Genomic DNA, 21,849 nt, shown 5'->3' on the forward strand with positions numbered 1-21,849 from the left:
ATTATTTACAGTGGCCACTGTTTGTTTTCATTATAGAAAGAATTAAAGCGTTTTCATATCATCATTTCTTTACGGGCCATTCATTTGTTTACCTGCAGAATGCATCTCTGAATTCTTGCGGAGCGAAGCCCGTCAGCTTCTTGAAGGAACGGGCAAAGTTCGAAGCGGAACCATATCCGAGCTCTGCGGCTATGTCATGAATGCGGTTCCCTGTATCGGCCAGCAGCAGCTTGGCCCGGTCCAAACGGACATTCTGGATGAATTCGGAAAGGTTAAGTCCGGTTTGTTGTTTAAAGAAGCGGGACAGATAGGTTGGATTGAAATGGACCAGATCCGCAAGCCTCACAAGAGATATATCCTCGTGAAGATGCGCGTCGATATAGACTTTGACTTTGGTCACGATATCCTGGGATCGGGCCTCCTGCTTATCGGTTCGAAGCATCTCTGTACCTGTGCCAAGCCGGTAATCAAGAAGGATCGCGAGCGATTGGTGTGCTTCTGCGATCCTTTCCCATTCCAATGTCCCGGTACAAACCGCAAACGAAACCGTCCGCCCGATCGTTTCCTTCACTGCCCTTTGGATCGTCTCCAGCGTTTCACGGATGAACAGTCCGGTTTGCTCTTCCCGATGCCTGGAGACCTCCGGCCCGCTGCTTGTATGTTTCGCCTGCAGAAGCCATGCCATCAGGTTTGAACCGGAAGCGGTCATGATACTTTGCACAAGCGGAGAAAAATACTGCTCGGCAATCAGCCTGATCGTTTCTGCCGATGCTTTCCGGGCCATATATCCGGACGGAACCGGCGGAAATGGCGTGTCAAATCGGCAGATTGCCATCCAGACCGGTTCATGGGGATTGAGGGACATGCCGAGCCGCTGCAATTCTTCCGCAATGCCGGGGCCGGCCTCCATCTCGCCGCAGAGTGCGGCAGCGAGCACATCCTGCAGCATCATCTCATTCAACACCTGGAGCCTTTCTTCCGCCTCGGCTATCAATGCTTCGGCGCGAAGCGAACTTTCAATCTTGTCTATGGTCTGCTCGACGGCTTCCAGTACCTTTCCATAGCCTTCTGTTTTCAGAATATACCGGACTGCGCCGTCCTCCATAGCACGGTGCGCATAGTCAAACTCCTTATAGCCGGTTAAAAAAATCACGCGGCAGGAGGGCCAACTGCTCTTCACATGATGGAGCAAGCCGATCCCATCCAGGCCGGGCATACGAATGTCCGAAAGGATAATATCGACTTTCATCCGGCCCAATAGTTCAAGCGCTCCCTTCCCGGAATAGACGCGGTGCACATCCATTTCCCTTTTACCGTAATCTTTGAAATCTTCATATAATCCGTCGGCGATAATCGGTTCATCATCGACAATCAAAAGCGTATACATCGGGAACCTCTCCTTAAAGGGATGGTTGGTTTGAATCTGAAATCGTAAGATTTCAGGTTCAGCAGCCATCGTTGTTAACGTTTTGTGGAGCTTCATATGCTCAGATAACTGCCAGCCGGATGGTTACCGTGACACCGAGCTTGCCGCTGGCAATGCGAAGACCGTACCCGCTTCCGAGAAGCAGCCTGATCCGCCGGTGTATATTAATCAAGCCCGTCACTTCCGCATGTTCGTTTGATTCGATTTCGGATTCGAACTTGCGGAGCTGTTCATCTGTCATCGGCGCTCCGTTATTCGCGACTTCAATGCATAATCCGTCTTTCTCCGAAAGAAACCGTATCTGTAGCCGTCCATTCTCTTCCAGCTTCTCCAGACCGTGCTCGAAAGCATTTTCAAGAATAGGCTGCAGAATTAAACGCGGTACAATGGTGTTTGCATATTCCGGCGGCAACTCATCGAACTCTACCCGAATTCTGCTGGAGAACCGCATGGACTGGATGTCGCAATACGCTCGCGCATGATTCACTTCCCGCTCCAACGTAACCTCATCCGAGGCATTGCGGGTTACGTATTGAAAATACTCGCCCAGCTGAAGCTGGAATTTCATTAGATGCTCATATTCGCCCCGCTTGGTCATTGTGTAAAGGATAAAAAAGCTGTTATAGAGGAAATGGGGATTAATTTGAGTTTGGAGCTGTTTGAGCTCCGCCCGCTGCACCATAATGGTCTGCTTATAATTCTGGTCGATCAGGGAACGCAGCCGCCCAAGCATAGAATTGAATCGGTCATAGAGAAAACCAAACTCATCTTCGAACCGATGGCCGATCGTGAAATCCATGTCCCCGTTCTCAAGCCGCTTAAACCCTCTGATCAGCGTATGCAGCGGCATCCGGATAAAGCGGAGAATCGCCAGCGAAAAAAGAATGATGATCAGCAGGACAGCAATGGAAAGGAGCCAGAACGAAAATTTGTATTTTCCAAGCCCCGCAAACAGTGCGCTTTCCGGAATATAGCTGACCAAAGTAAGACCCAGATAAGAAGAAGCGCGGTAAATATAAAGATAAGGCTTTCCTTTCATACTCATCGAACCACTGCCGCTGTCAGATATGCCTACCAGCACGCGGATACTTTCCTGTGTCGGCGATGCCGTATTGTCCGAAATCAGTAAACGCTTATGGGCATCCATAAGGAAGGAACCGCTATTCTCGTTCAGGTTGAATTGCTTCAGAGATTCCTTGAGCCGAGAGAGGGATAGCTTGATCTGGACGGCATATAAGGGCTGAGGGCTTTTCTTGATATAGTTTGGAGGAAAATAAGCGTTCAGAAGCAGCAGCTCATCTTGATAAATCAACTGCGAAGGGGTCGAGTCGTCGAAGAAGGCCATCCGTTTCATATCCGATTCCTGCAGCTCCCCTATACTCCCTTGTGCCGGAATCAACCGCCCGATGGAGGGAATGTAGGCGATTACATTTTCAATGTAATTACTTCCGTTTTTGATCGCGCTCAGCCTCTGCTGCAGTTTGTTTAAATAATAGCCGCGTTCGTAATTGTCCATAAAAGGAACGTTATTGGCGAGCCGGTTAATATCGTCATTGTACAGCGTATCGGATTGCACCAGCTTCAGCCCCTGAATCTCCTTCTCGAGTTTATCCAGATAGTAGGACATCTGGGCTGCCTTTGTATTGAGAATTTCTCTTTTGATCGCGGTTACGCCCCACTTGTACATGCTGATCCCGATGCCATAAAGCGGCACCATAATGATCAGAAAGGTAAGAACAAGCCGCATAAATATCGATCTGCGCCAAAAGCCGACCACCTTCAAACCCGCATCCCCCTTCCTATACGAAATATGTACCCTTCCCTTATTAAGCCATAAGTCACGGAAAAACACACCTGTATGCTCCTCACACAAAAAAAAGAAGCACCCTGATGTCCCGCTCTACCTTCAGAGCAGAATGCCACCTAAGGTGCTACCGGCACATACACATGCTTCAACTGAAAACTATTACATACTGCGGGCAGCGCCTTCGTTTTTCTGCACGGTGCGCCCCGTTTTACGTTCTGATTTGTGGGAAATGCGAAAAAGGGGCTATCGCCCCCTTCCTTTAAAGCCGCTTACGATCGCCCGGCATGGCCTCACGATTTTACACTGCCAAGTACAATGCCCTTGACAAAAAACTTCTGCAGGAACGGATACACAAGCAGGATCGGCAATGCCCCAAGGAAAATCTGGGCGGCTTTGGCCGTTCGGTCCGATACCTCCGCCAAATCCTTCATATCTCTTCCCGACATGGAGGTCAGGTCAATATGCGCCAGCATGCTCTGCAGATACGTGGACAATGGGTATTTGTCCTGGGATTGCATAAGGATCAGTCCGTCGAACCAGGAATTCCAATGGTTGACCATCGCAAACAGGCCTATGGTAGCAAGAGCCGGCAGAGAAAGCGGTGTGTAAATCTTAAATAAAATGACCCAGTGGCTGGCACCGTCGATGGATGCCGCCTCCTCCATTTCCTTGGGCAGTCCTCTGAAGAAGTTCAACAGCAGAATCACGTTGAATATCGGCACGGCACCCGGCAGAATCAGCGCCCACATCGAATCCAGAAGGCCCACCCATTTAATGGTCATGTACCAGGGTATAAGGCCGCCATTAAAAAGAATCGTAAACACGAAAATCCATGCATAGACCGTCCGGAGCCGAAAGGCTTGCGTTTCCTTCGACAACGGGTAGGCCACCAATAAAGTCAGGACCATGTTAATGGCCGTACCCAGCAGTACCCTCTGCACCGTAACGCTTATCGAATTCAGAAACTCCGGTTTTTTGAGAATGAATTCATAGGAGCTTGTGGTAAAACCTACGGGCCACAGCTTCACCATTCCGGCTCCCGCTGCACTGCTGCTGCTGAAGGAAAGAGCCAAAACATGGACAAGTGGCAGGATGCACAAAAGGGACAGTGCAACAAGGAAGGCGATATTAAACCCGTTGAACACACGATATCCTATGCCTGCGCTGCGCATGAGACGGATCAACCCCATTCTAGAAAATTCTGTAGTTAGCCAGCCGGTAGGCCAGAATGTAGGAGATAGAAATCATAATAAAAGACACGACAGACTTGAGCAGGCCGATCGCAGTCGCCAGACTGTATTGCGCCTGACCTAATCCGACTCTGTATACTAGCGTATCCACAATATCTCCGCTCTCGTAAACAGAAGGACTGTACAGATTAAAAACCTGGTCGAACCCCGCATTAAGCACATTGCCCAGACTCAGCGTTGCCAGCAGAATCACGATCGGCATAATACCGGGAAGCGTGATGTTCAGCGTTTGTTTCCAACGGTTCGCTCCATCAATGAGAGACGCTTCGTACAGAGCGGGATTAATCCCTGTCAAAGCAGCCAAATAAACAATCGTATTGAAGCCGAATTCCTTCCACAAATCGGTTGTAACAAGGGTGAACGGAAACCAGCGGTTGTCGCCCAGAAAATAGATGGGGTCTATGCCGAACACGCCCATTACCTGGTTAACGATCCCTTGCGATGGAGACAGGATATCGACGAGAATGCCACCCAGAATAATCCATGAGAGAAAATGGGGCAAGTAGATCAAGGTCTGAACGCTTCTTTTCAGCCATATTTTGCGCACCTCATTCAACAACAACGCAATCAGGATCGGAACGATTTGACCCGCTACAATCTTAAGGCAGGCAATGTATACCGTATTCCACAGAACCCTTCTCGAATCTGGCATATCCCACATAAACTTAAAGTTATCGAACCCTACCCATTGATTATCAAAGAAGGGCCGGCCCGGCAGAAATTTCTGAAATGCCATTGTCAACCCGAACAGCGGAACATAACTGAACACAACAACGAGCAGAAGGCCCGGAAGGATCATTAGATGAAGCGGTGCTTCTTTTCTCCAGTGTCTTAACCTCATCTCATCCGTCCTTTCCCCCAGGATAGTATTTCAGGAAAAAGGGGGAGCATGATGCGCACCCCCTGCTGGCTCAATCTTGCTTGGCGTACCATTCATTGACTTCTTTCGTAATTTGGTCCCCACCTAGTTTTTTCCAATTTTTAGTGAATTTATCAAATTCATCAATCGAGGCTCCGCCCATAATGATTTTGGTGAATGTTTCCTTAAGCAGCGATTCCAGCGTGCTATTCTTCTCCACCATAGTTGGAGTAGGAGCTCCGAAGAATTCCGATCTGAGCAGCACATCCTCGGCGACATATTTCTCGATAACGGAGAAGGAGCTGCCTTTACCAAACACATTGTACATGCCCCATCCCTTGGGATCGCCATCCAGATAGGATTTCACCGCAGCGAAATCGGTTTTGATGTAATCTTTCATCTGCGAGAGGTCGTTATTATTGTCCAAAGCATAAGAAATCTGCTTGTACTTATCCATATTGCTCGTCATCGGCGCGCCGGCGATTATCGCATGCTTAAACGCTTCAATTCCATCAGGTGTCGTTCCATACGTATCCAATTCCGTACCTTTGTCAAAGCTGGTATCGAAGAACAGATTCAGCATTTTGACTGCGGCTTCCGGGTGTGCCGCATCTTTACGAACGACGTAATATTGTCCGACCGGGAATGGAATTTGCGCTTTGGCTTGTGTGCCATCAATAGAAGGAAGGGGAAAGGATTTCCATTCCATACCGGGATCAAGGTCTTTGCCTCCTTGCAAAGGCCATAGCGGTGTCCACATCAAGCCATAATACATGCCGATTTTTCCGCTTGTCACCTGTTCGGCAACCTTGTTTCCATCCTTGGTGCCGAATTCTCTGTCAATTTCCTTGTCCTTATACATCCGCTGAAGCTCGGCCAGGGCTGTCTTCATTTCCGGCTGGATGTTGCTGTTCACAATCTGGCCTGACTCATCCTTGATCCACATATTGAACTGGGCATGATAGCCGTTCAGGAAACCTTCAAAACCCGGAAATCCACCGTTCAGATCCTTCGAGAGGGCCATTCCGTAAGTATCCGCCTTGTTGTTTCCGTCCGGATCGTTATTTGTAAAGGCTTTGGAAATGGCCAATACATCAGCAATCGTCTTGGGCTCCGGAAGATTCAGCTTCTTTAGCCAGTCCATGCGGACCCACAGGAGAGGGACCTCGTCGATGTCCGACCCGATTCGGGGGATGCCCAGCAGCTTGCCGTCGAAGGTAGCCGATTTTAAGGAAATACCGCCATCTGCATTAAACTGTTCTTTTACAAATTCCGTTGCTTGCAGATCGAATGATTCTTTCAGGTCAGCCAGTTGTCCGGCTTCGGCCATTTGATTTAATTGAGAGCTGTTAACGACCATAATATCCGCGAGATCGTCACTGGCAATCGATACGTTCAACTTCTCTGTATAGCCGCCCCCCTGAAGCGTCCACTTGAATTTAACGTTAATGCCCAGCCTTTCAGCATAGGCCCGCGTCCATTCGTTATCCTCCGCCGAATCGCCCTCCACGAACTTGGTGTTCTCATCGTATGGACGGATAACGGTCACTTCAATCGGCGGGTCGAATTTGCCAAGCGGATCCGCTACCTGAGCGTCCTTAGAGCCGGATTCTCCTTCATTTGCTTGCGGAGTGTCAGATGAGCCGGGCTTGTTGTCGCCATTCCCGCTGCAAGCGGAGAGCAAGCTCATGATCATGATAGACAATAAAACAACAATCGCTATTGATCTGGTTGTTTTCATTCCTAATCCCCCTGATTCATTTCTGGAGAGTGCGCGCGCACTTTCAGATTTGATTTTAGCCTTGGAAACGTTATCGCGAAATGAGACAATTTAGATTTCGCTTGACTTATTTGGATATATCACGTTTTTTTGTCATTTACGTGAGCTTTCCCTATATTCCAAAGGGGTACGGTCGGTCGTCTTTTTGAAAAACCGCGTGAAATACGCCGCTGAATCGAAACCCACGCCGGCAGCGATATTCTGTATCTTATCGTCGGTATCCTTCAGCATCCGTTTCGCTTCGTTCAGCCGGATCGTCATGATGGCATCGGACAGATTCTCGCCTGTCAATTGTTTGTAAAGCTTGGACAAATAATAGGGGTTATATGCGACTTCTTCCCCAATCCGGGTCAACGACAAGTCGCCGGCCAAATGAGCATCAATATACTGCCGGATTCGCAGCACCAGATTCCGGCCATGCTGATCCGCCCGATTCTCTTTGTAGCTGCACAGGATATCGCCCGTCTTCGCCATACTGCGCATCGTATCCTGCCATTCCGCGTATGTGGCGGAATGGGTCAACTGCTCCATTCTCTCCTCAAGCAGCACATGCTGCATATCCTCGTTCATGGCATAGGTCATCAGGACGGCAACAAGCCGATAGGAGGCGATTTGACGAATATCGGGCAGCGGCATCAGAGTCTTATCGCCTATCAGTTCATCCATACCGGCGAGCCATTCAAGCCTTTCGCTGTGCTCCAGATGGCGTTCCAATCGGGCTACCAACCTTACCATATGCTGCAGGGCAGCGTGCTGTACGCCGTCACCGGCTGAATCTTCGGATCCTTCAAGCAGCAGTTCCTGGCCAATTCCCAGGCTGCTTCTGAGCAATCGCTGCAGTCTTTCATATTGGCTGGCTATCATTTTCCAATCGCACATTTCGGCTGACAACGCGAAGGATACGTCCAGCTTCAACAGCTCCCGGCTCGTCTGTTGAATGCGTTCTACAACCTCGTGAACAAATCTCACAAGGCTGCGGCCACCGCTGTCATCCCCATCCTGAATCAACCAGATTACTCTCGATTGATCCAAAGCAAAGGAGCACTGCCTCACGTAGCTCTGCCAATATTCATCCGCAATATTCTGCAATGCGTACAGAAGCAGTGCTTTATCCGGATTCGGAAGGTCGTTATGCAGGTCCACCTTGGCCATTACCAGGAATACGGGCTGATCGCTGATCAGTCCCAGATCAAGCTCATCGAGCTGCTCTTGCATAGACCTGGAGGAAGCAGCTGTTTCTTCCAGGAGCAGCTGTTGAACCCACTCCTTCTGCAGGGAGGGCAGGGCAACCTGCAGGCGCGCTCGTGTCTGTGCCAGCTGAAGACTGTCTGCCAGCTCCTTGTCGATCTCCATCACTGCCCGCTCCACCGCAGCCAGAATAGCCTGGTCGCCTTCTGTTTTGAGGATGTAGTCAGCCGCCCGGTTGTGAACGGCTTCCTTCACGTAGCTGAACTCATCATAACCGGTCAGGAAAATAACCTTGCATCGCGGCCAATTATGCAAGACATGCCGCTGGAGCTCAAGACCGTCCATCCCCGGCATGGAAATATCCGTAAGCACAATATCCATGGCCGTCCGCTGCAGCCACTCCAGCGCTTCATCGGCTGAATAGGATTTATACACCTCAAGCTGCAGAAATTCGCACTCCTTGATCAGAGCAGCCATCCCATTCACAATAAAAGGTTCGTCGTCCACAAGCAGCAATCGACGCATATCTCTACCTCTCCTCTCCGGATTGACCGGTACTACCCGGCCATTCAATCTCTATCCTCAGTCCGCCGAGCGGACTCCGCGACAGCCGCAGCCCTTCGTTCCCTCCACGCATGAGCTGCAGCCTTCTATGCACATTCATTAATCCGGTTCTCTCCGCCTCGGGGGCAGGCTTATGCCGGAGTCTGCGGATCAGATTATCCAGATCTTCACGGCTCAAATCCTGTCCATTGTCTTCAACGCGAATAAGAATCCCCCCATCAGGCAGCGCGAGCTGGGCCATTCCGATAATACCTCCAGCCTTGACGGAACGAAGTCCGTGCTGGAAAACATTCTCAACCAGGGGTTGCAGAATCAGCCTCGGAAGTCTGATGTCCATTGATGGGGAGGGTTCCTCAATAATCCGCGCTTCGATCCGATTGTGAAACCTCATCTGCTGAAGCTCCAGATACGCCAGCGTATGATTCCACTCTTCCGCAAGCGTAGCTTCCTTGCCCGCATTTCGTGTGATGTATTGAAAATACTCACCCAGATATTTTGTTGCCTTCACCACATTATCCAAGTCATGCGCTTCGGCCATCCGATGAACCATGAAATAAGTGTTGTACAGAAAGTGGGGATTAATCTGGGACTGAAGCTGCTTCAGCTCGGCTTGCTGCGTTGTAATCCTCGACTCGTAAACCTCCTGCACAGAATGTTGAAGCTGACGCACCATGCTGTTGAACTGTCCGTAGAGAAATTTAAACTCATCGTCATTGGGATGCCCGATCGCGATCGTCAGGTCTCCTTTTTCCACCTTGCGGAAGGCGCGAACCATTTTTCCCAGTGGGGTATGAATTTGGCGGAAAATCCAATAGGAGAATCCAAACACGACGACAAGGGAAACGCCGAACAAAAACCGGAGCCAGCTTTGATATTCATTGAGCGGCCCCAGCACCATACGCTCCGTACTGTAGATGACCAGCTCCATATTCAGGAGTGTGGAATGAGCAAAGGTCACGTTATACTTGGTATGGTTGAAAAGCAACGTTCCTTGCCCGCTCAAATCGTTATCCTTCCGTTGTTCGACGAATTGTCTGATCATGGCCAGCAGCTGATCATCCGGTTGCTCCAGCCTGCCGGAAGCTTTCCAGGTTTGTTTACCGTTCACCAGCAGTGCGCTTGTACCGGACATATTCTGTTCGATCTGCCGAAGGAAACCGGTGAGCCGGCTGGGGTCGATCTCGGATTGAATAATATACAAAGGCGGTTTGCCAGGACTTGGCGGAGACGGATACAGCGTGTTGATCAGCAGTTTGTTGTTCCAGTAAACGACGGGCGAGGTTTGTTTGGTTTGCGCATCTTGGAAGGCGGCGATATCGGCATCAGGCATGACATTCTCTTCAGATTCGGGGAGGAGCGTCTTCCCGATAAGCGGAATATGCGCCCGGGCTATCTTCACATAGGGATTAAAGTTTTTCGTTAGCCAGAGCTTCTTCTGGACCCGGTTCTGCATCACATACACATCATATTGGGACCAGATGGTCGATAGCGTGCTCAGGTTGGAGACATCGCCATCCAGCACGAATTGCTGATGAAGACGGATAATGCGGTCGAACTCCGCTTCAAGTTCCTTCATGCCGGATAACACATGGGAATTCATCGATGCCAGCAGCTTCTCCCGAATTGTATCCGCTCCCATCTGGTTCATCTGAAGGCTAACCACAACGATCGGAACGATGGCAATGAGAAAAGCGATAATGAGTTTGGGGTAGATGGTCATGCGCCGAAACAAGCTGAATGGTTTCATGAAGCGTTCCTCCCGGACATCAGAAAGAGACCGCATCATCACGGTAATGGACGATGAAGTCCGAGTGTGGTATGACGATGCGGGTAATCTCCCCTTTAATTTGCACCTATCTTACAGGAAGAATGGAAGATTGCACAAGCCCTAAAGTCCGTTTATGAAGGGTTGAGGATAACATGGGGATGCGGGGAGTTGGGGTAGAGACGCGTCAATCCTTATCTCTTTCTATCTCGCCGGCTATAATTTGAGGAGGATCAGATTGCATCACAATATATTCGCCTTTGTCGCTTGTTTTGGGAGTTACATGAACCTTTTCTCCTACTTTAAGATCGTTGTAAAGCTTAGAATCTTCAACAATATAATTGATTAATTCGACGTTATTTTCTTTGAGGGCAGCAAAGGTCTTATTCTCAGAGTCCTTCCGGGAAATATTCTTCGCCACTAAGATTCTTTGATCTTCTTTGGAAATAATATAATTCCCCTTCTCGGCTTCGGATGAAGCACTGCAACCGCTAAGCATACATATGGCAAGTGCCAGGGCTGCTCCCAGAACTGACTTTCTCAATATTTCTACTCCTCTCGCAAACAAAAAGTCTTAGACTTACCCATTTTATTAGACGGACCGGGGTAGAATTTGTTGCATGAACTGCCCTTGGCATTTCTGTAGAGCGTAAACGTTCCGCTTAGCAAAAAAAGACGGGAAGACCATTATTAATGGTCCCACGCCTTTTATTTTGCCTGGATTATAATTTTTATAGAGATTCTGAAGATGAGGATGGTTATTCAGCTTGTGACCGCTCATCCTTTTGATTCTTCTCAAAGAACATCATATGAATAAACACAAAACCAATTCCGATCCAAAGCGAAGAATCCGCTACGTTAAATATCGGGAAGTCATAGCCGAATATATAGGTATCGATAAAATCAACCACTTCTTTATGAATCAAGCGATCATAGAAATTCCCAAGCATGCCGCCTAATAGAATGCCGAGCCCAATACCCATCAGTTTTTTATCCTTCGTATGCTTTTGAATATAATAAATCACGCCTATTCCAAAAAGGGCTGTGATGATATAAAAAAACCACATCTGCCCTTCCAAAATGCCCCATGCCGCTCCACGGTTTCGGTGAGACGTAATATAGAGGAAATTTTCGATTACCGGTATGCTTTCCCCCAGCTCCATCTTTTGAACAACAAGCCTTTTTGTCCATTGGTCGATACCAAAGAAGATAGCGGCAATTACATAATAACCAAAATAGATCATATTCATATCCTGCTTTCTTTATTTTTGTCACTATCATAACACTGTCCCGATAAAATACACCAATCCCTTTTTGTACTTCCTGACTTACAACCACGATGACAACCAAAAGCTCTTGAAATCCTGCAGGATAGCTTTTTGACAGACCTATCATATATTTCTCCAAGCAACTACAATAAATAAGCCTCCGTTACCCGAGCGGCTTTCCCGCTCTCGGTTTCGGAGGCTTCGTATATGATCGTCTTATACTACGTATCTACTAGCGATTGCGAATCAGTTTTGTAACACGGCCGTAGTTGATCCATTCCGCAACATAAACATCGCCATGAGAATCGACGCAGATGCCATGCGGGCAGTCCAGTTGACCTGGCTCCGATCCTTTGCCGCCCCACGAACAAACGTACGTGCCGTCGTTTGGGCAACCCCATCTCTCGTCATGATTACGCCGGATTTTTTATACTTTTCAGCTACATTTGTCTTCAATTCTTTCCATAAACTTCTCGTAGCCGTGGGTGCCTTCGCGGTGACGGCGCTGAATCCACTCGCTCCACTCTTCGCAAATCTTTCTCGTCTCGCTCATAATCTGCTCTTTCGACCAATTCGGGAACACTAGTTTGATCCAGGCCAAGCCGAACGAAATATGACCTGACTCATCTGCCCAATCGTAATCGCAGTCTTGTGCACCGTCGAAATCGTTCACTTCAGAAAGTGTTTTTCTTAAGTTCATCTTGTGACGCGGACCACTTTGCTCCAGCCCATGCAGCAGCAATAGCAGCGATTCTATACCGCGTTCGCTGAACGCCCGCCAATGATCAGGTACCATCGGCGTATCAATGCCGGCTTGCAATCCAAGAGCCTCCAGTCGCTCGACACCCATCATCGCATGGCGCATCTCGTCATAACACCAGCGGGATGCATCGAGAATCATCGGCCACGGCGCTTTTTTATATTGCCAGATGAGCGCCGCTGGCGTTTCAGCCGCCCACACCTCATTGGCATGGTCAATAGCTACCCAAACGAGCTTTTCTTTGATATTCCGTGGTGCTCGCGGCGGCACTTGCATAACGGCGGGCTCCCAAGAAGTATCTCGGCCACCCTCAAGCGGGATAACATACTCCGGCTGATTCAAATAATCACCGAATTCCGCGCCCGGCTCTTGATCCGGCCCTTCCGTACCCCCGCAGCTTTCCATGATTGCCTTGAATTCCTGCTCTAATGACACACAGTCGAATCCTCCACTTGATCCGTTTCGAGTGCACGCCTCATCGAACTCCTCCAACTCTTGCTTCAGCTCATTGATCATTCGCTGCAAATATACGTGGCTAGGCGCATCATCCAGTGGATCACTCGTCGCCATATACTTCTCGAACGATTGAAGCATCGCCGGTTTAATTACACGGTAAACCCGGATAATAAACTGCTCATCCGAAGTGACGACAGGCAATTTTTCCAGCACATGGATCAAGTGAACATCAATGTTTTCGTCTACATCAATGCGCGGATAACGCAAATCCAAGGCTCGGGAACGCAACATATCGGCGTGCATCGCATCAAGCCAAATATGACGCGCTAACATTTTCTTCGCCCACCATATCCGCATCGTTGGCAAATACCCCGCCATCGCCCGCATTGTTTCTTTCGTCACACGAAAAAATCTTCTCATCATTTGACTCGCTGATTCCACATCCCGGAGAACACTTCGAGATACGATTTTTGTATTTTCATGCATCTGATGATCAACTCCTCTTTATTTTCGGAATACGATTCGATATAATTTATTCTTATAATAACAACATTTGATGGAGGGTAACATATACCACATGAGCAAATTCATGGACTATACGATCAGTTCTCTTCCAATACGCATCGTCAATCTCAAAACCGATCCATCGAAACTGGCGATCCCTTCATTAGCGATATCAGAGATCGGTCACCTGCCTGGCAGAACGTATCAACAGCGTAAAGCCGAATTTCCTAAATGGGCGTTTGGCTACGTCGTTAAAGGCCAGGGAACGTTTCAAATTAACGATGGACCGATTCAAGCCATAAGTCCAGGCAGCTTATTCTTCGTATATTCAGGAGCCAAATTCAACTACGGGCCTACCTTGGATAATACTTGGGACGAATACTACGTTCGCATGGAAGGATCCCGTGTAGAAGAATGGATTTCCAACTGGTTCCAACATGAGGTAGTACTTCAATTAGGCGTTCATGACTATCTCGTCAACAAAATCGAAACCATGTTCACACTAATGGACAGCGGCTTACCTGCTAACGCAGACCGTGCTGCATTGCTTCTTGAAACGTTAATATACGAATTTTATCAGCTCAGCCTACCGCAGAAGGAAACAAATAAATCCGAATCGGTTTTCTCCGTCTTGGACGACATTACAAATTCTCCATACGGGTCATTCGATGCCACAGTCTTTGCAGAGCAACATCATATTGCTGTTTCCACCTTGCGTCGACTTGTCAGCAAACATACCGGATATTCCTTGCACGAATACGTCCATCGATCCAAAATCTTGGAAGCGAAAAAGCTTCTTCTTAGCACCGATCAGCAGGTAAAAGAAATAGCATTAAAGCTTGGTTACGAAGATACCTTCTACTTCTCTCGATTGTTCAAGAAAATTACCGGCAAATCACCAAGCGTCTTCCGCGAAAATATGTAAAGCCCCGATCCGGGGCTTTATCCTTTAATCCCTGTTGCAGCAATACCTTCTACAAAATATCGCTGTGCCAGCATATAAACGATAAACACGGGCAATAGCACAAGGACCGTTGCTGCCATGAGCAAGTTGAACTGCGTCGTGTACATATTTTGAAATTGGAGTAACCCCACCGTTAACATCTGCTTTGATTTTGTACTGATCAATATGAGCGGCCATAGGAAGGAATTCCACGTACCCATGAATGTAAATACTGTCAGAGTTGCTATAGCCGGTTTGGACAATGGCAGGAATATCGAGAAAAAGGTGCGTAACGGATTGCAACCATCGATATAAGCAGCGTCTTCAAGTTCCTTCGGAATGGACAGATAAAACTGCCTCATCAGAAAAATTCCAAATGGTGACATTATGCCCGGAACGATTAAAGATAAATGTGAGTCCATCCACCCCAAATCACGAACGAGCAGAAAAATCGGAATCATGATAACTTGTCCTGGAATCATCATGGTGGATAACACAATCATGAAAGATGCATTGCGAAAGGCAAAGTTCATCCTTGCGAAGGCGTATCCCGCCAATGATGAGGTGAAGACGACCCCAACAATCGTTAGAACCGTAATGTAAGATGTATTCCAGAAATATCGAAAGAAAGGAAACGCAGTCAGCGCCTCGATATAATTACTCCATTTTATCGGATTCGGTATCCACACCGGAGGGTAGGACATGACAAGATGGTTTTCCTTTAGCGATGTTGATATCATCCATATAAATGGAACAATCATCACCACACCGCATACAGACAATATAGCATATGCGAATAATTTAGCGGATTGAGCCTTCGAACTAGCTTTCGATTCCACCGTTTCAACTCACTCCTTTATCCATTACTCCACTTCGGAATGCACCCAATATTTGCGTACAGCCCACTGAATAATGGTGATCACAAGAATAACCAGAAACATCGTGTAAGCTAACGCCGATGCATAGCCGATGTGGAAGTTTTCAAAGGCTTGCCTGTAAATATAGTACACCAGTACAAGAGTTGAGTCCCCTGGACCGCCTTGCGTTAAAACCAGCACTTGCTCGAATACCTGGAACGATCCAATGATCGTAATAATCGAAATAAAAAAGAGTGTAGGAGAAAGCATCGGAACCGTGATATACCAAAATCTTTTCAGTCCATTGGCACCATCAATGCTTGCTGCTTCATACAAAGTTCCAGAGATCGATTGCAACCCGGACAAAATAATGACAATATTCGTACCTAACGACTTCCACACACTCATAGCAATAATAGCCACCATTGCATATTTGCTGTTGTTCAGCCAATCCGGTGTCGGGAGTCCGAGAGAATATAAAATGCTGTTCAGCAGCCCAGAGTCCGAGTTATAGATCCATTTCCAGATGACAGCAATCGCAACACCTGAAGTGATCGTCGGTAAAAAATAAATACCTCTAAAAAAAACTATTCCTCGAATTCCTGCATTCAGCATGACCGCAAATACGAGTGATAACAGCATTATGGGAGGAACGGAGCCAACCACAAAGTAGATTGTATTGATTAAGGATGTATAAAAATATTTATCTTGAAAGATTTCAGAATAATTGCCGAACCCGACAAATGTTTTATCATGAATGCCGTCCCAATCCGTAAAGCTGATGACCAAGCCAGAGAAGATCGGAAAGATCATAAATACGATCATCAGAATAAAGGCAGGCGCGATAAACAAATACGCATATCTGGATTGCATATTTAATAGCTTGGATTTTTCGAGTCTCCTCATTACACACACCTCTATAGAAATCAATGGGCCGGATCTGCAGCAAAGCGCAGACCCAGCATTGACTGCCAATTTATTTTAACAGTGGCTGGACTTGTGTCTTGATCGTATTCAGAGCATCTTCCGGTTTTTTCTCACCAGACCATACGAGCTTTAACTCCCGATTGATGATTTGGTTGGCCTCATTTTGTTTCTCGACAACAACCGGTGCTCTGCCATATTCCGCTTCCTTCATGACCAATTCTTTCTGATCCTTGCTCATTTGCAGAACAGACTCATCGACGAAATCAGGCATGGATAGTACGGAGCTGGATGGCGGGAACCACGAGAACTGCTTCGCCCGAATAAACTGCTGCTCATCCGACAAGAACCATTTAATAAATTCCCAGGCCTCATCTTGATGTTTCGAGGATGAGAAAATGGCGAACGTAGAGCCATATGCGGTTGTCGCCTTTTGTTTGCCTTTAGGCATTGGTGCGATACCCCAGTTGAACTTCACATCTTTGAGACCATAGTGGGCGTACCATGGTCCTTCGCCGAGTGACATCGCTGCTCTACCGGTCTGAAATTTATCTTCATCATTCGCTCCCGACTTTGGAGCAACTTTGTATTTGTTGACCAGATCAGATATAAACGTAATCGCCTCTAATCCTTCCGGACTGTCAATGGTCACATTTTTGCCATCCGCACTAATGATATCGGCATTATTCTGCCATAAAAACGTTTGTGGAGAAGGCAATTTGGTCCCATATATTTTGGCCGGACCGTCACCCGAAGTTAGCTTCGTCGCCGCACTTAAATAATCATCCCACGTCCAATTTTCATCCGGATAAGCAATACCTGCTGCATCAAACATATCTTTGTTGTACCACAACAGTCCCAAATCCAGATCGCTTGGTAACGCATACAATTCATCTTTGTATTTATAGGCATCCAGTAATTTCGGGAAAAACCGTCCCAAATCATAGTTTGGATCTTTTTCTTTAATCAACTCGGACAGATTAACGAGCATTCCTTTGGCAGCGAGAGCGTTTTCATAATCGGCACTCAACATACCTGCATCGGGCATCGTATTTGCCGCGTTCCACATCATAAGGGTCGAAATGGTATCCTCATGCTTAATGAACACATGCTCTACATCAACGCCTGTTTCTTTCTTATATGCGGGAAACTGTATTGTTTCCCAATCTTTCGAGACATCGCCGGATTGGTAGCTAGAAAACTTGAGTTGTACCATTGTGCCGGACTTGGTGCCACTATCCGTCGAACCCTCTGATTTCGAATCATTACCTTCCGATGGTGCTGACGAACATGCTGCTGAAGTGATGGTTAACATGCTGATGAGGCAAGATAGTAGAAGCTTTTTCATACGGATGATGATCCCCCTAATGTTTATTTGGCTCCACCAAACGGAGCTCATGAATAAGTATAATGACTCCATGAAGGAGAGAACATGGATCGTCTGACAAACTAGATGGACTATACTATCAGTTCTTTGTTCGAACACTGGTGCTCATTCATCTACAAAAAAAACGACAGCTGATCGATCATTCGATCGTCTGTCGGGTTTCGTTTATAGAACAGACACTTAGAACATAACTATAATACCGAATAGAGCACAACTTTTTCATTCATTACACAACTTAATTACCAAACTCCAGTTGATTCATTACAATAAAGTGTTGTTCTAATTGCTTCAACTAGCCAAAAATCGCTGAACGCCATTTACAATAAAGTATTGTCATTAAAAAAGACGTAACGGCATTATGCCGTTACGCCTTTTTTGTATATGACCGGGTACATGTCTCCCTGAACGATATCGCCATCTTTACCACCTGAAGCCATGAATTGTTTGGTCGACAAGTATTGGTGTCGCTCATCGTACCGAAAGCGCGTTTCGCCGGTCATTAAGTGAAGCGCCGACGAGCGGCGTACCCGGTCCGAAATGTTAGGCCCGCTTCCGTGTATTGTCAAGCTGTGATGGAAGCTGACTTGACCCGCTTTCATGACGATCGGCATAGTTCGAAACACTCGTCCCTCAGGTACGTTCATTCCATTCTTTTGATTGTCTAAATTTTGTTCGTAAAAGTCACTACCATTCAGAAGCCCCCATTGGTTGCTGCCCGGCACCATCATCATGCAGCCATTCTCTTCGTCAACGTCATCGTAAGCCACCCATGCCGTAAGCAGCGTCTCTGGGTTCTGAAAGCACTTCCAATACGTATAGTCCTGATGCCAACCCACGTTTGAAGCGTGTCCTCCGGATTGTTCAGGTTTATGCAACAGCTGATCGGCCCAGAAACGGATTGTATCCGCCTCCGTCAAAGCAGCGGCAATCTCGCCGATCACCGGATCGTGGGTGAGTGCACGGATCGTTAAGTCGGCATAGCTCGCCATATCTGTTTTGCGAAGCGTTTTCGGGTGACCTTTTTCGTAGCTCCAGATGGCTTCGGGAGGCGTTCCCGTTTCGAATTCGTTCCGGTAAACTCTCTCCATTCTTTCGCGCAGCCTGGACAGCCTTTCATCGTCGATAATTTTCGGAGACACCCAGTAGCCATTTTCTTTGAAAAATTTAACGTCATCTTGCGTCGGTATTCCATTTGCATTTGGCACTTCAGCTCATCCTCTCGTCGCGAGTTCACTATCGCTTATACCATCATTATGACTTGATTCGGGACAATCTGTCTTTGTCTGAAAATATTCATTTTATCCGATTGTATGATATTATGATAATAAAGGTTGGTGGTTACTTTTAATCCTATGATCGTTTGTCCATTTGTACGATTTGCGATCCGTGTCCCTCTGCTCGCGGGCGATCGGCATGGTCCTCGGATCTGTTATGTCCCCTCCCTGTATCTCATCGAGTCCGGCTGTGGCAGCATCATCTACGATGACCGTCCGAATATACGATTGCAGCCAGGGACTTTGTTATTTATCCAGCCTGGCGTATCCCACACTTGGGAGGTGGATGTGGATAGTCCACTCACGTTTCGTTGTGTATTCTTCGAATGGTCCTATCGACTGAAGACGGGGGTACGGATTCCAAATGATTTATTGTGTCAATGTTCCAAGAAATCAGATGACCGTTTGTTGGACGTGCAGCTCGACTATGGGATTCCTTACTCGCTAGTCGTGGATTCGATCAGCGTATGGAAAGGATTGTTCGAGACGGTAACGTCTGAGTTCGAGGCGGTATCTCCCGATTTATCGGTTCTCGATCACGAGGGTTATCCGAATTCGTTAGCCATCACTGGTCATTTCCACTTGCTGCTTCACCAAGTCTACCGGTTGGCTAGGCGTCAATCCGATATCACAGATCCGCGTATCACCAAACTGATAGCGTCGATGGAACAGCTGGCAGGCGGTGAATACGAAGACGTCGAAGGTTGGGCGGAGAAGCTTGGATTGAGCCGCAGCCACTTCCATGCGCTTTTCCGGACGCATACCGGCTTTACGCCCAAATGGTATTGGAATCGGTGCCGCATCAACAAAGCCAGGAACGACCTGCTAAGTACGAACGATACGGTAACGGTGATCGCCGAACGTTATGGTTTTTCATCGGTTCACGCCTTTACCAAATTGTTTCAAAAGATGGAAGGCGTAGCTCCGACGGTCTTCCGCCGTCAATATCGATTGATCTAATGAATATTCCATTATCCTGCCCATTACTTCAATGGAAAAGAGGAGCTTCCACGTAGCAAGCTCCTCCAATTGCCGTTCTTATCCACCCCTCTAAAAATAAATCATCTCGCGTCCTAGGGGCTTAATTCTTGATAGGACACCGTATAACCATTAATTACAGGTAATTCAATACATAGGGTTGAATTGCTTTTGATTTCGTCCAAATCACTGCATCGTTATTCGCTGTACACTTCAATCTCGTTAACTCGGATATATTGCGGCTGGATAACGGGACCGCTAGTACCGAGAATCCTGACCTTCGAGCCGGTGACTGCTGGGAACGTGTGAGTCCGATGATTGAACGCGTTGCCCGTGATCGCGGGCAGGCAATCCGCCCAGGCCGAGCCGTTCCAATATTGAACCCGGTAATCCTTGATGGCATAACCCGACGTCGTGTACAGCTCAACCCGGCTGAACGTCTTCGCCGAGCCGAAATCCAGCTGCACCCATTGCGGCAGCGCGGTACCGTCGGTAGCCCACCCGCTCCAATTCGTCGTCGCGGCTCCGTCATTGACTTTCTCGACGGCATAGCCGTTCGCCGTGTCTGTGTTTGAAGCTGAAGCCGTCGCGCCCTTCGCGAAATTCACCAGGGAAGACGTAACGAGTAGCTTTAAAATTTGTTGCGGCGTGAGCGCCTTATTGTAAATTTGGATTTCATCCATCATCGCTTTCGTATAATCGACATTGTTGGCCGATTTATAACCGATTCGGATCGGTTCATTCGTATCCAGCAGCGAGCCGGATATGTCGTTGCTCACGCCCTCTTCGTTTCCGTCAATGTAAATGCGCGCGTTTTGGCCGTCGTAAACAGCTACGAGATGGTACCATAGTCCGGGTTGCAGCGGCACCGTAAAATCAGCCCTCGTACTATACCACCCCGCGCTCGCCGTACTCATTACAAAATGACCTTTTCCGCTCGGCGTGACGATGATTCGGTACGAATTACTGCTCATGGCGCCCGTTATGGCTTCTTTCCCAATGATGGAATAGTTTTGCATCGGAAGGCTGGACAGATTCACCCATAACGAAATACTGAATTGATCCATGCCGTCCAGCAACGGATGATCGGCAATGGTGGCATAATCGTCTACGCCATCCAAAATAAGCGCATGACCGTTGACATCGCCGTTCCCTATATCTGCTCCTTGGACAAGTGTTGCCGAATTGCCGTTACCCGATAAATCGATAATGGAATTGCCCGACTTCTCCTCAAAGCTCCATTCGCCGACGGGTGAAGGCAGTTCTACGTTACCAGAGTCGTCCGGCAGCTCATAACAGCTACCGCTTGCGGATTCTGTTATCGCTTGTTGTATGGCTGGATCGAGATCCGCAGGGTTGCTTGGCTCCGTTTTGCGGTGGCCTGGCTTCTCCTTTTCGACGAGCAGCACCCAGTCCGCCGCGTTCGGTTTTAAGGGGATACACCAGGCTCCGGAGGAAGACGTAACCGGTTCGTTCAGCGGATAGTAGAGCCCTGTCAGCGGATCGAACCATTGCGCCTGATAAACGGAATCATCATCCATTTGCTTCAGCCTTCCAGTCTTCCGGTCGTTGTCGTAGAAATAAACAACATAACTCTCGTTGCCGTCTGATTTAAGCGATGTTTTCCCCGGTTTAACAAAATCCGCCCATGCGGTGTCACCGAATCTGGGGCCGAGCTTCCACCAATCCAGAGCGGTATAGAACCGCTTCATATAGCCCATTTGCGCACCGCCGGGCAAGTTCAATCCATCATACCACCCTAACCATTCGCCGTACTTCACCCCGTAATCGTCCTCGGTGTAAAGATCGTTCCAAATGCCCTGTGCTCCATATCCAAAGCCCAGGCTGCCGGATTGAAT

At 47.9% G+C, this 21,849-nt stretch carries 18 protein-coding genes; 2 read left to right on the forward strand and 16 right to left on the reverse strand.

Annotation, left to right across the window (positions count from 1 at the left end):
* Window positions 1–88: 88 nt before the first annotated feature.
* The 11 genes from IEY46_RS24520 to IEY46_RS24570 form a co-directional block, all read right to left on the reverse strand.
* The gene (locus IEY46_RS24520) at window positions 89–1,387 is read right to left on the reverse strand and encodes a response regulator transcription factor (RefSeq protein WP_188995993.1); all 1,299 of its coding nucleotides are present in this window, start codon (window positions 1,385–1,387) and stop codon (window positions 89–91) included.
* A 100-nt stretch (window positions 1,388–1,487) separates the two neighbouring features.
* Window positions 1,488–3,203 (reverse strand): sensor histidine kinase, encoded by a 1,716-nt coding sequence (locus tag IEY46_RS24525; RefSeq protein WP_229750522.1) that lies wholly within the window; start codon window positions 3,201–3,203, stop codon window positions 1,488–1,490.
* 320 nt (window positions 3,204–3,523) lie between these two features.
* Entirely contained in the window at window positions 3,524–4,423 is a 900-nt protein-coding gene (locus tag IEY46_RS24530; RefSeq protein WP_229750504.1) for a carbohydrate ABC transporter permease, read from the reverse strand.
* Window position 4,424: 1 nt separating this feature from the next.
* The gene (locus tag IEY46_RS24535) at window positions 4,425–5,324 is read right to left on the reverse strand and encodes an ABC transporter permease (RefSeq protein WP_188995997.1); all 900 of its coding nucleotides are present in this window, start codon (window positions 5,322–5,324) and stop codon (window positions 4,425–4,427) included.
* Between the two features lie 70 nt (window positions 5,325–5,394).
* Window positions 5,395–7,083: an extracellular solute-binding protein gene (locus tag IEY46_RS24540; RefSeq protein WP_188995999.1), complete on the reverse strand. Its 1,689-nt coding sequence runs from the start codon at window positions 7,081–7,083 to the stop codon at window positions 5,395–5,397.
* 132 nt (window positions 7,084–7,215) lie between these two features.
* Window positions 7,216–8,835, reverse strand: a complete 1,620-nt coding sequence (locus IEY46_RS24545; protein WP_188996001.1) for a response regulator — start codon at window positions 8,833–8,835, stop codon at window positions 7,216–7,218.
* Between the two features lie 4 nt (window positions 8,836–8,839).
* Window positions 8,840–10,621: a sensor histidine kinase gene (locus IEY46_RS24550; RefSeq protein WP_188996003.1), complete on the reverse strand. Its 1,782-nt coding sequence runs from the start codon at window positions 10,619–10,621 to the stop codon at window positions 8,840–8,842.
* Window positions 10,622–10,826: 205 nt separating this feature from the next.
* Window positions 10,827–11,183: a DUF3221 domain-containing protein gene (locus IEY46_RS24555; RefSeq protein WP_188996005.1), complete on the reverse strand. Its 357-nt coding sequence runs from the start codon at window positions 11,181–11,183 to the stop codon at window positions 10,827–10,829.
* 214 nt (window positions 11,184–11,397) lie between these two features.
* Entirely contained in the window at window positions 11,398–11,889 is a 492-nt protein-coding gene (lspA, locus tag IEY46_RS24560) for a signal peptidase II (RefSeq protein ID WP_373288874.1), read from the reverse strand.
* A 250-nt stretch (window positions 11,890–12,139) separates the two neighbouring features.
* On the reverse strand, window positions 12,140–12,331 hold the full coding sequence (locus IEY46_RS37110) for a hypothetical protein (RefSeq protein WP_188996176.1): 192 nt from the start codon (window positions 12,329–12,331) through the stop codon (window positions 12,140–12,142).
* Between the two features lie 12 nt (window positions 12,332–12,343).
* Window positions 12,344–13,609, reverse strand: a complete 1,266-nt coding sequence (locus IEY46_RS24570) for a hypothetical protein (RefSeq protein WP_188996009.1) — start codon at window positions 13,607–13,609, stop codon at window positions 12,344–12,346.
* A 91-nt stretch (window positions 13,610–13,700) separates the two neighbouring features.
* On the opposite strand from IEY46_RS24570, the gene IEY46_RS24575 reads away from it, so the two are divergent.
* A complete protein-coding gene (locus IEY46_RS24575) occupies window positions 13,701–14,552 on the forward strand; it encodes an AraC family transcriptional regulator (protein WP_188996011.1) in 852 nt (283 codons plus the stop codon).
* A 17-nt stretch (window positions 14,553–14,569) separates the two neighbouring features.
* Here IEY46_RS24575 and IEY46_RS24580 read toward each other — a convergent pair whose 3' ends face one another.
* From IEY46_RS24580 to IEY46_RS24595, 4 genes are all read right to left on the reverse strand, one after another.
* A complete protein-coding gene (locus tag IEY46_RS24580; RefSeq protein ID WP_229750505.1) occupies window positions 14,570–15,409 on the reverse strand; it encodes a carbohydrate ABC transporter permease in 840 nt (279 codons plus the stop codon).
* A 24-nt stretch (window positions 15,410–15,433) separates the two neighbouring features.
* Complete coding sequence (locus IEY46_RS24585; RefSeq protein WP_229750506.1) at window positions 15,434–16,333, reverse strand: carbohydrate ABC transporter permease; 900 nt, start codon at window positions 16,331–16,333, stop codon at window positions 15,434–15,436.
* Between the two features lie 70 nt (window positions 16,334–16,403).
* Window positions 16,404–17,699 carry an ABC transporter substrate-binding protein gene (locus IEY46_RS24590; RefSeq protein ID WP_188996013.1) on the reverse strand — a complete coding sequence of 432 codons (1,296 nt, stop codon included), beginning with the start codon at window positions 17,697–17,699 and terminating at the stop codon, window positions 16,404–16,406.
* 395 nt (window positions 17,700–18,094) lie between these two features.
* Window positions 18,095–18,943: a phytanoyl-CoA dioxygenase family protein gene (locus IEY46_RS24595; RefSeq protein ID WP_188996015.1), complete on the reverse strand. Its 849-nt coding sequence runs from the start codon at window positions 18,941–18,943 to the stop codon at window positions 18,095–18,097.
* 147 nt (window positions 18,944–19,090) lie between these two features.
* Between IEY46_RS24595 and IEY46_RS24600 the strand changes: the two genes are divergently transcribed.
* Window positions 19,091–19,972 carry a helix-turn-helix transcriptional regulator gene (locus IEY46_RS24600; RefSeq protein WP_188996017.1) on the forward strand — a complete coding sequence of 294 codons (882 nt, stop codon included), beginning with the start codon at window positions 19,091–19,093 and terminating at the stop codon, window positions 19,970–19,972.
* Between the two features lie 215 nt (window positions 19,973–20,187).
* Here IEY46_RS24600 and IEY46_RS24605 read toward each other — a convergent pair.
* Window positions 20,188–21,849, reverse strand: a 1,662-nt coding sequence (locus IEY46_RS24605; protein WP_188996020.1) for a LamG-like jellyroll fold domain-containing protein, incomplete at its 5' end; no start/stop codon positions are given.

The organism is Paenibacillus nasutitermitis, from assembly GCF_014641075.1.
In the GTDB taxonomy this organism is placed as follows: Bacteria; Bacillota; Bacilli; order Paenibacillales; family Paenibacillaceae; genus Paenibacillus_Z; species Paenibacillus_Z nasutitermitis.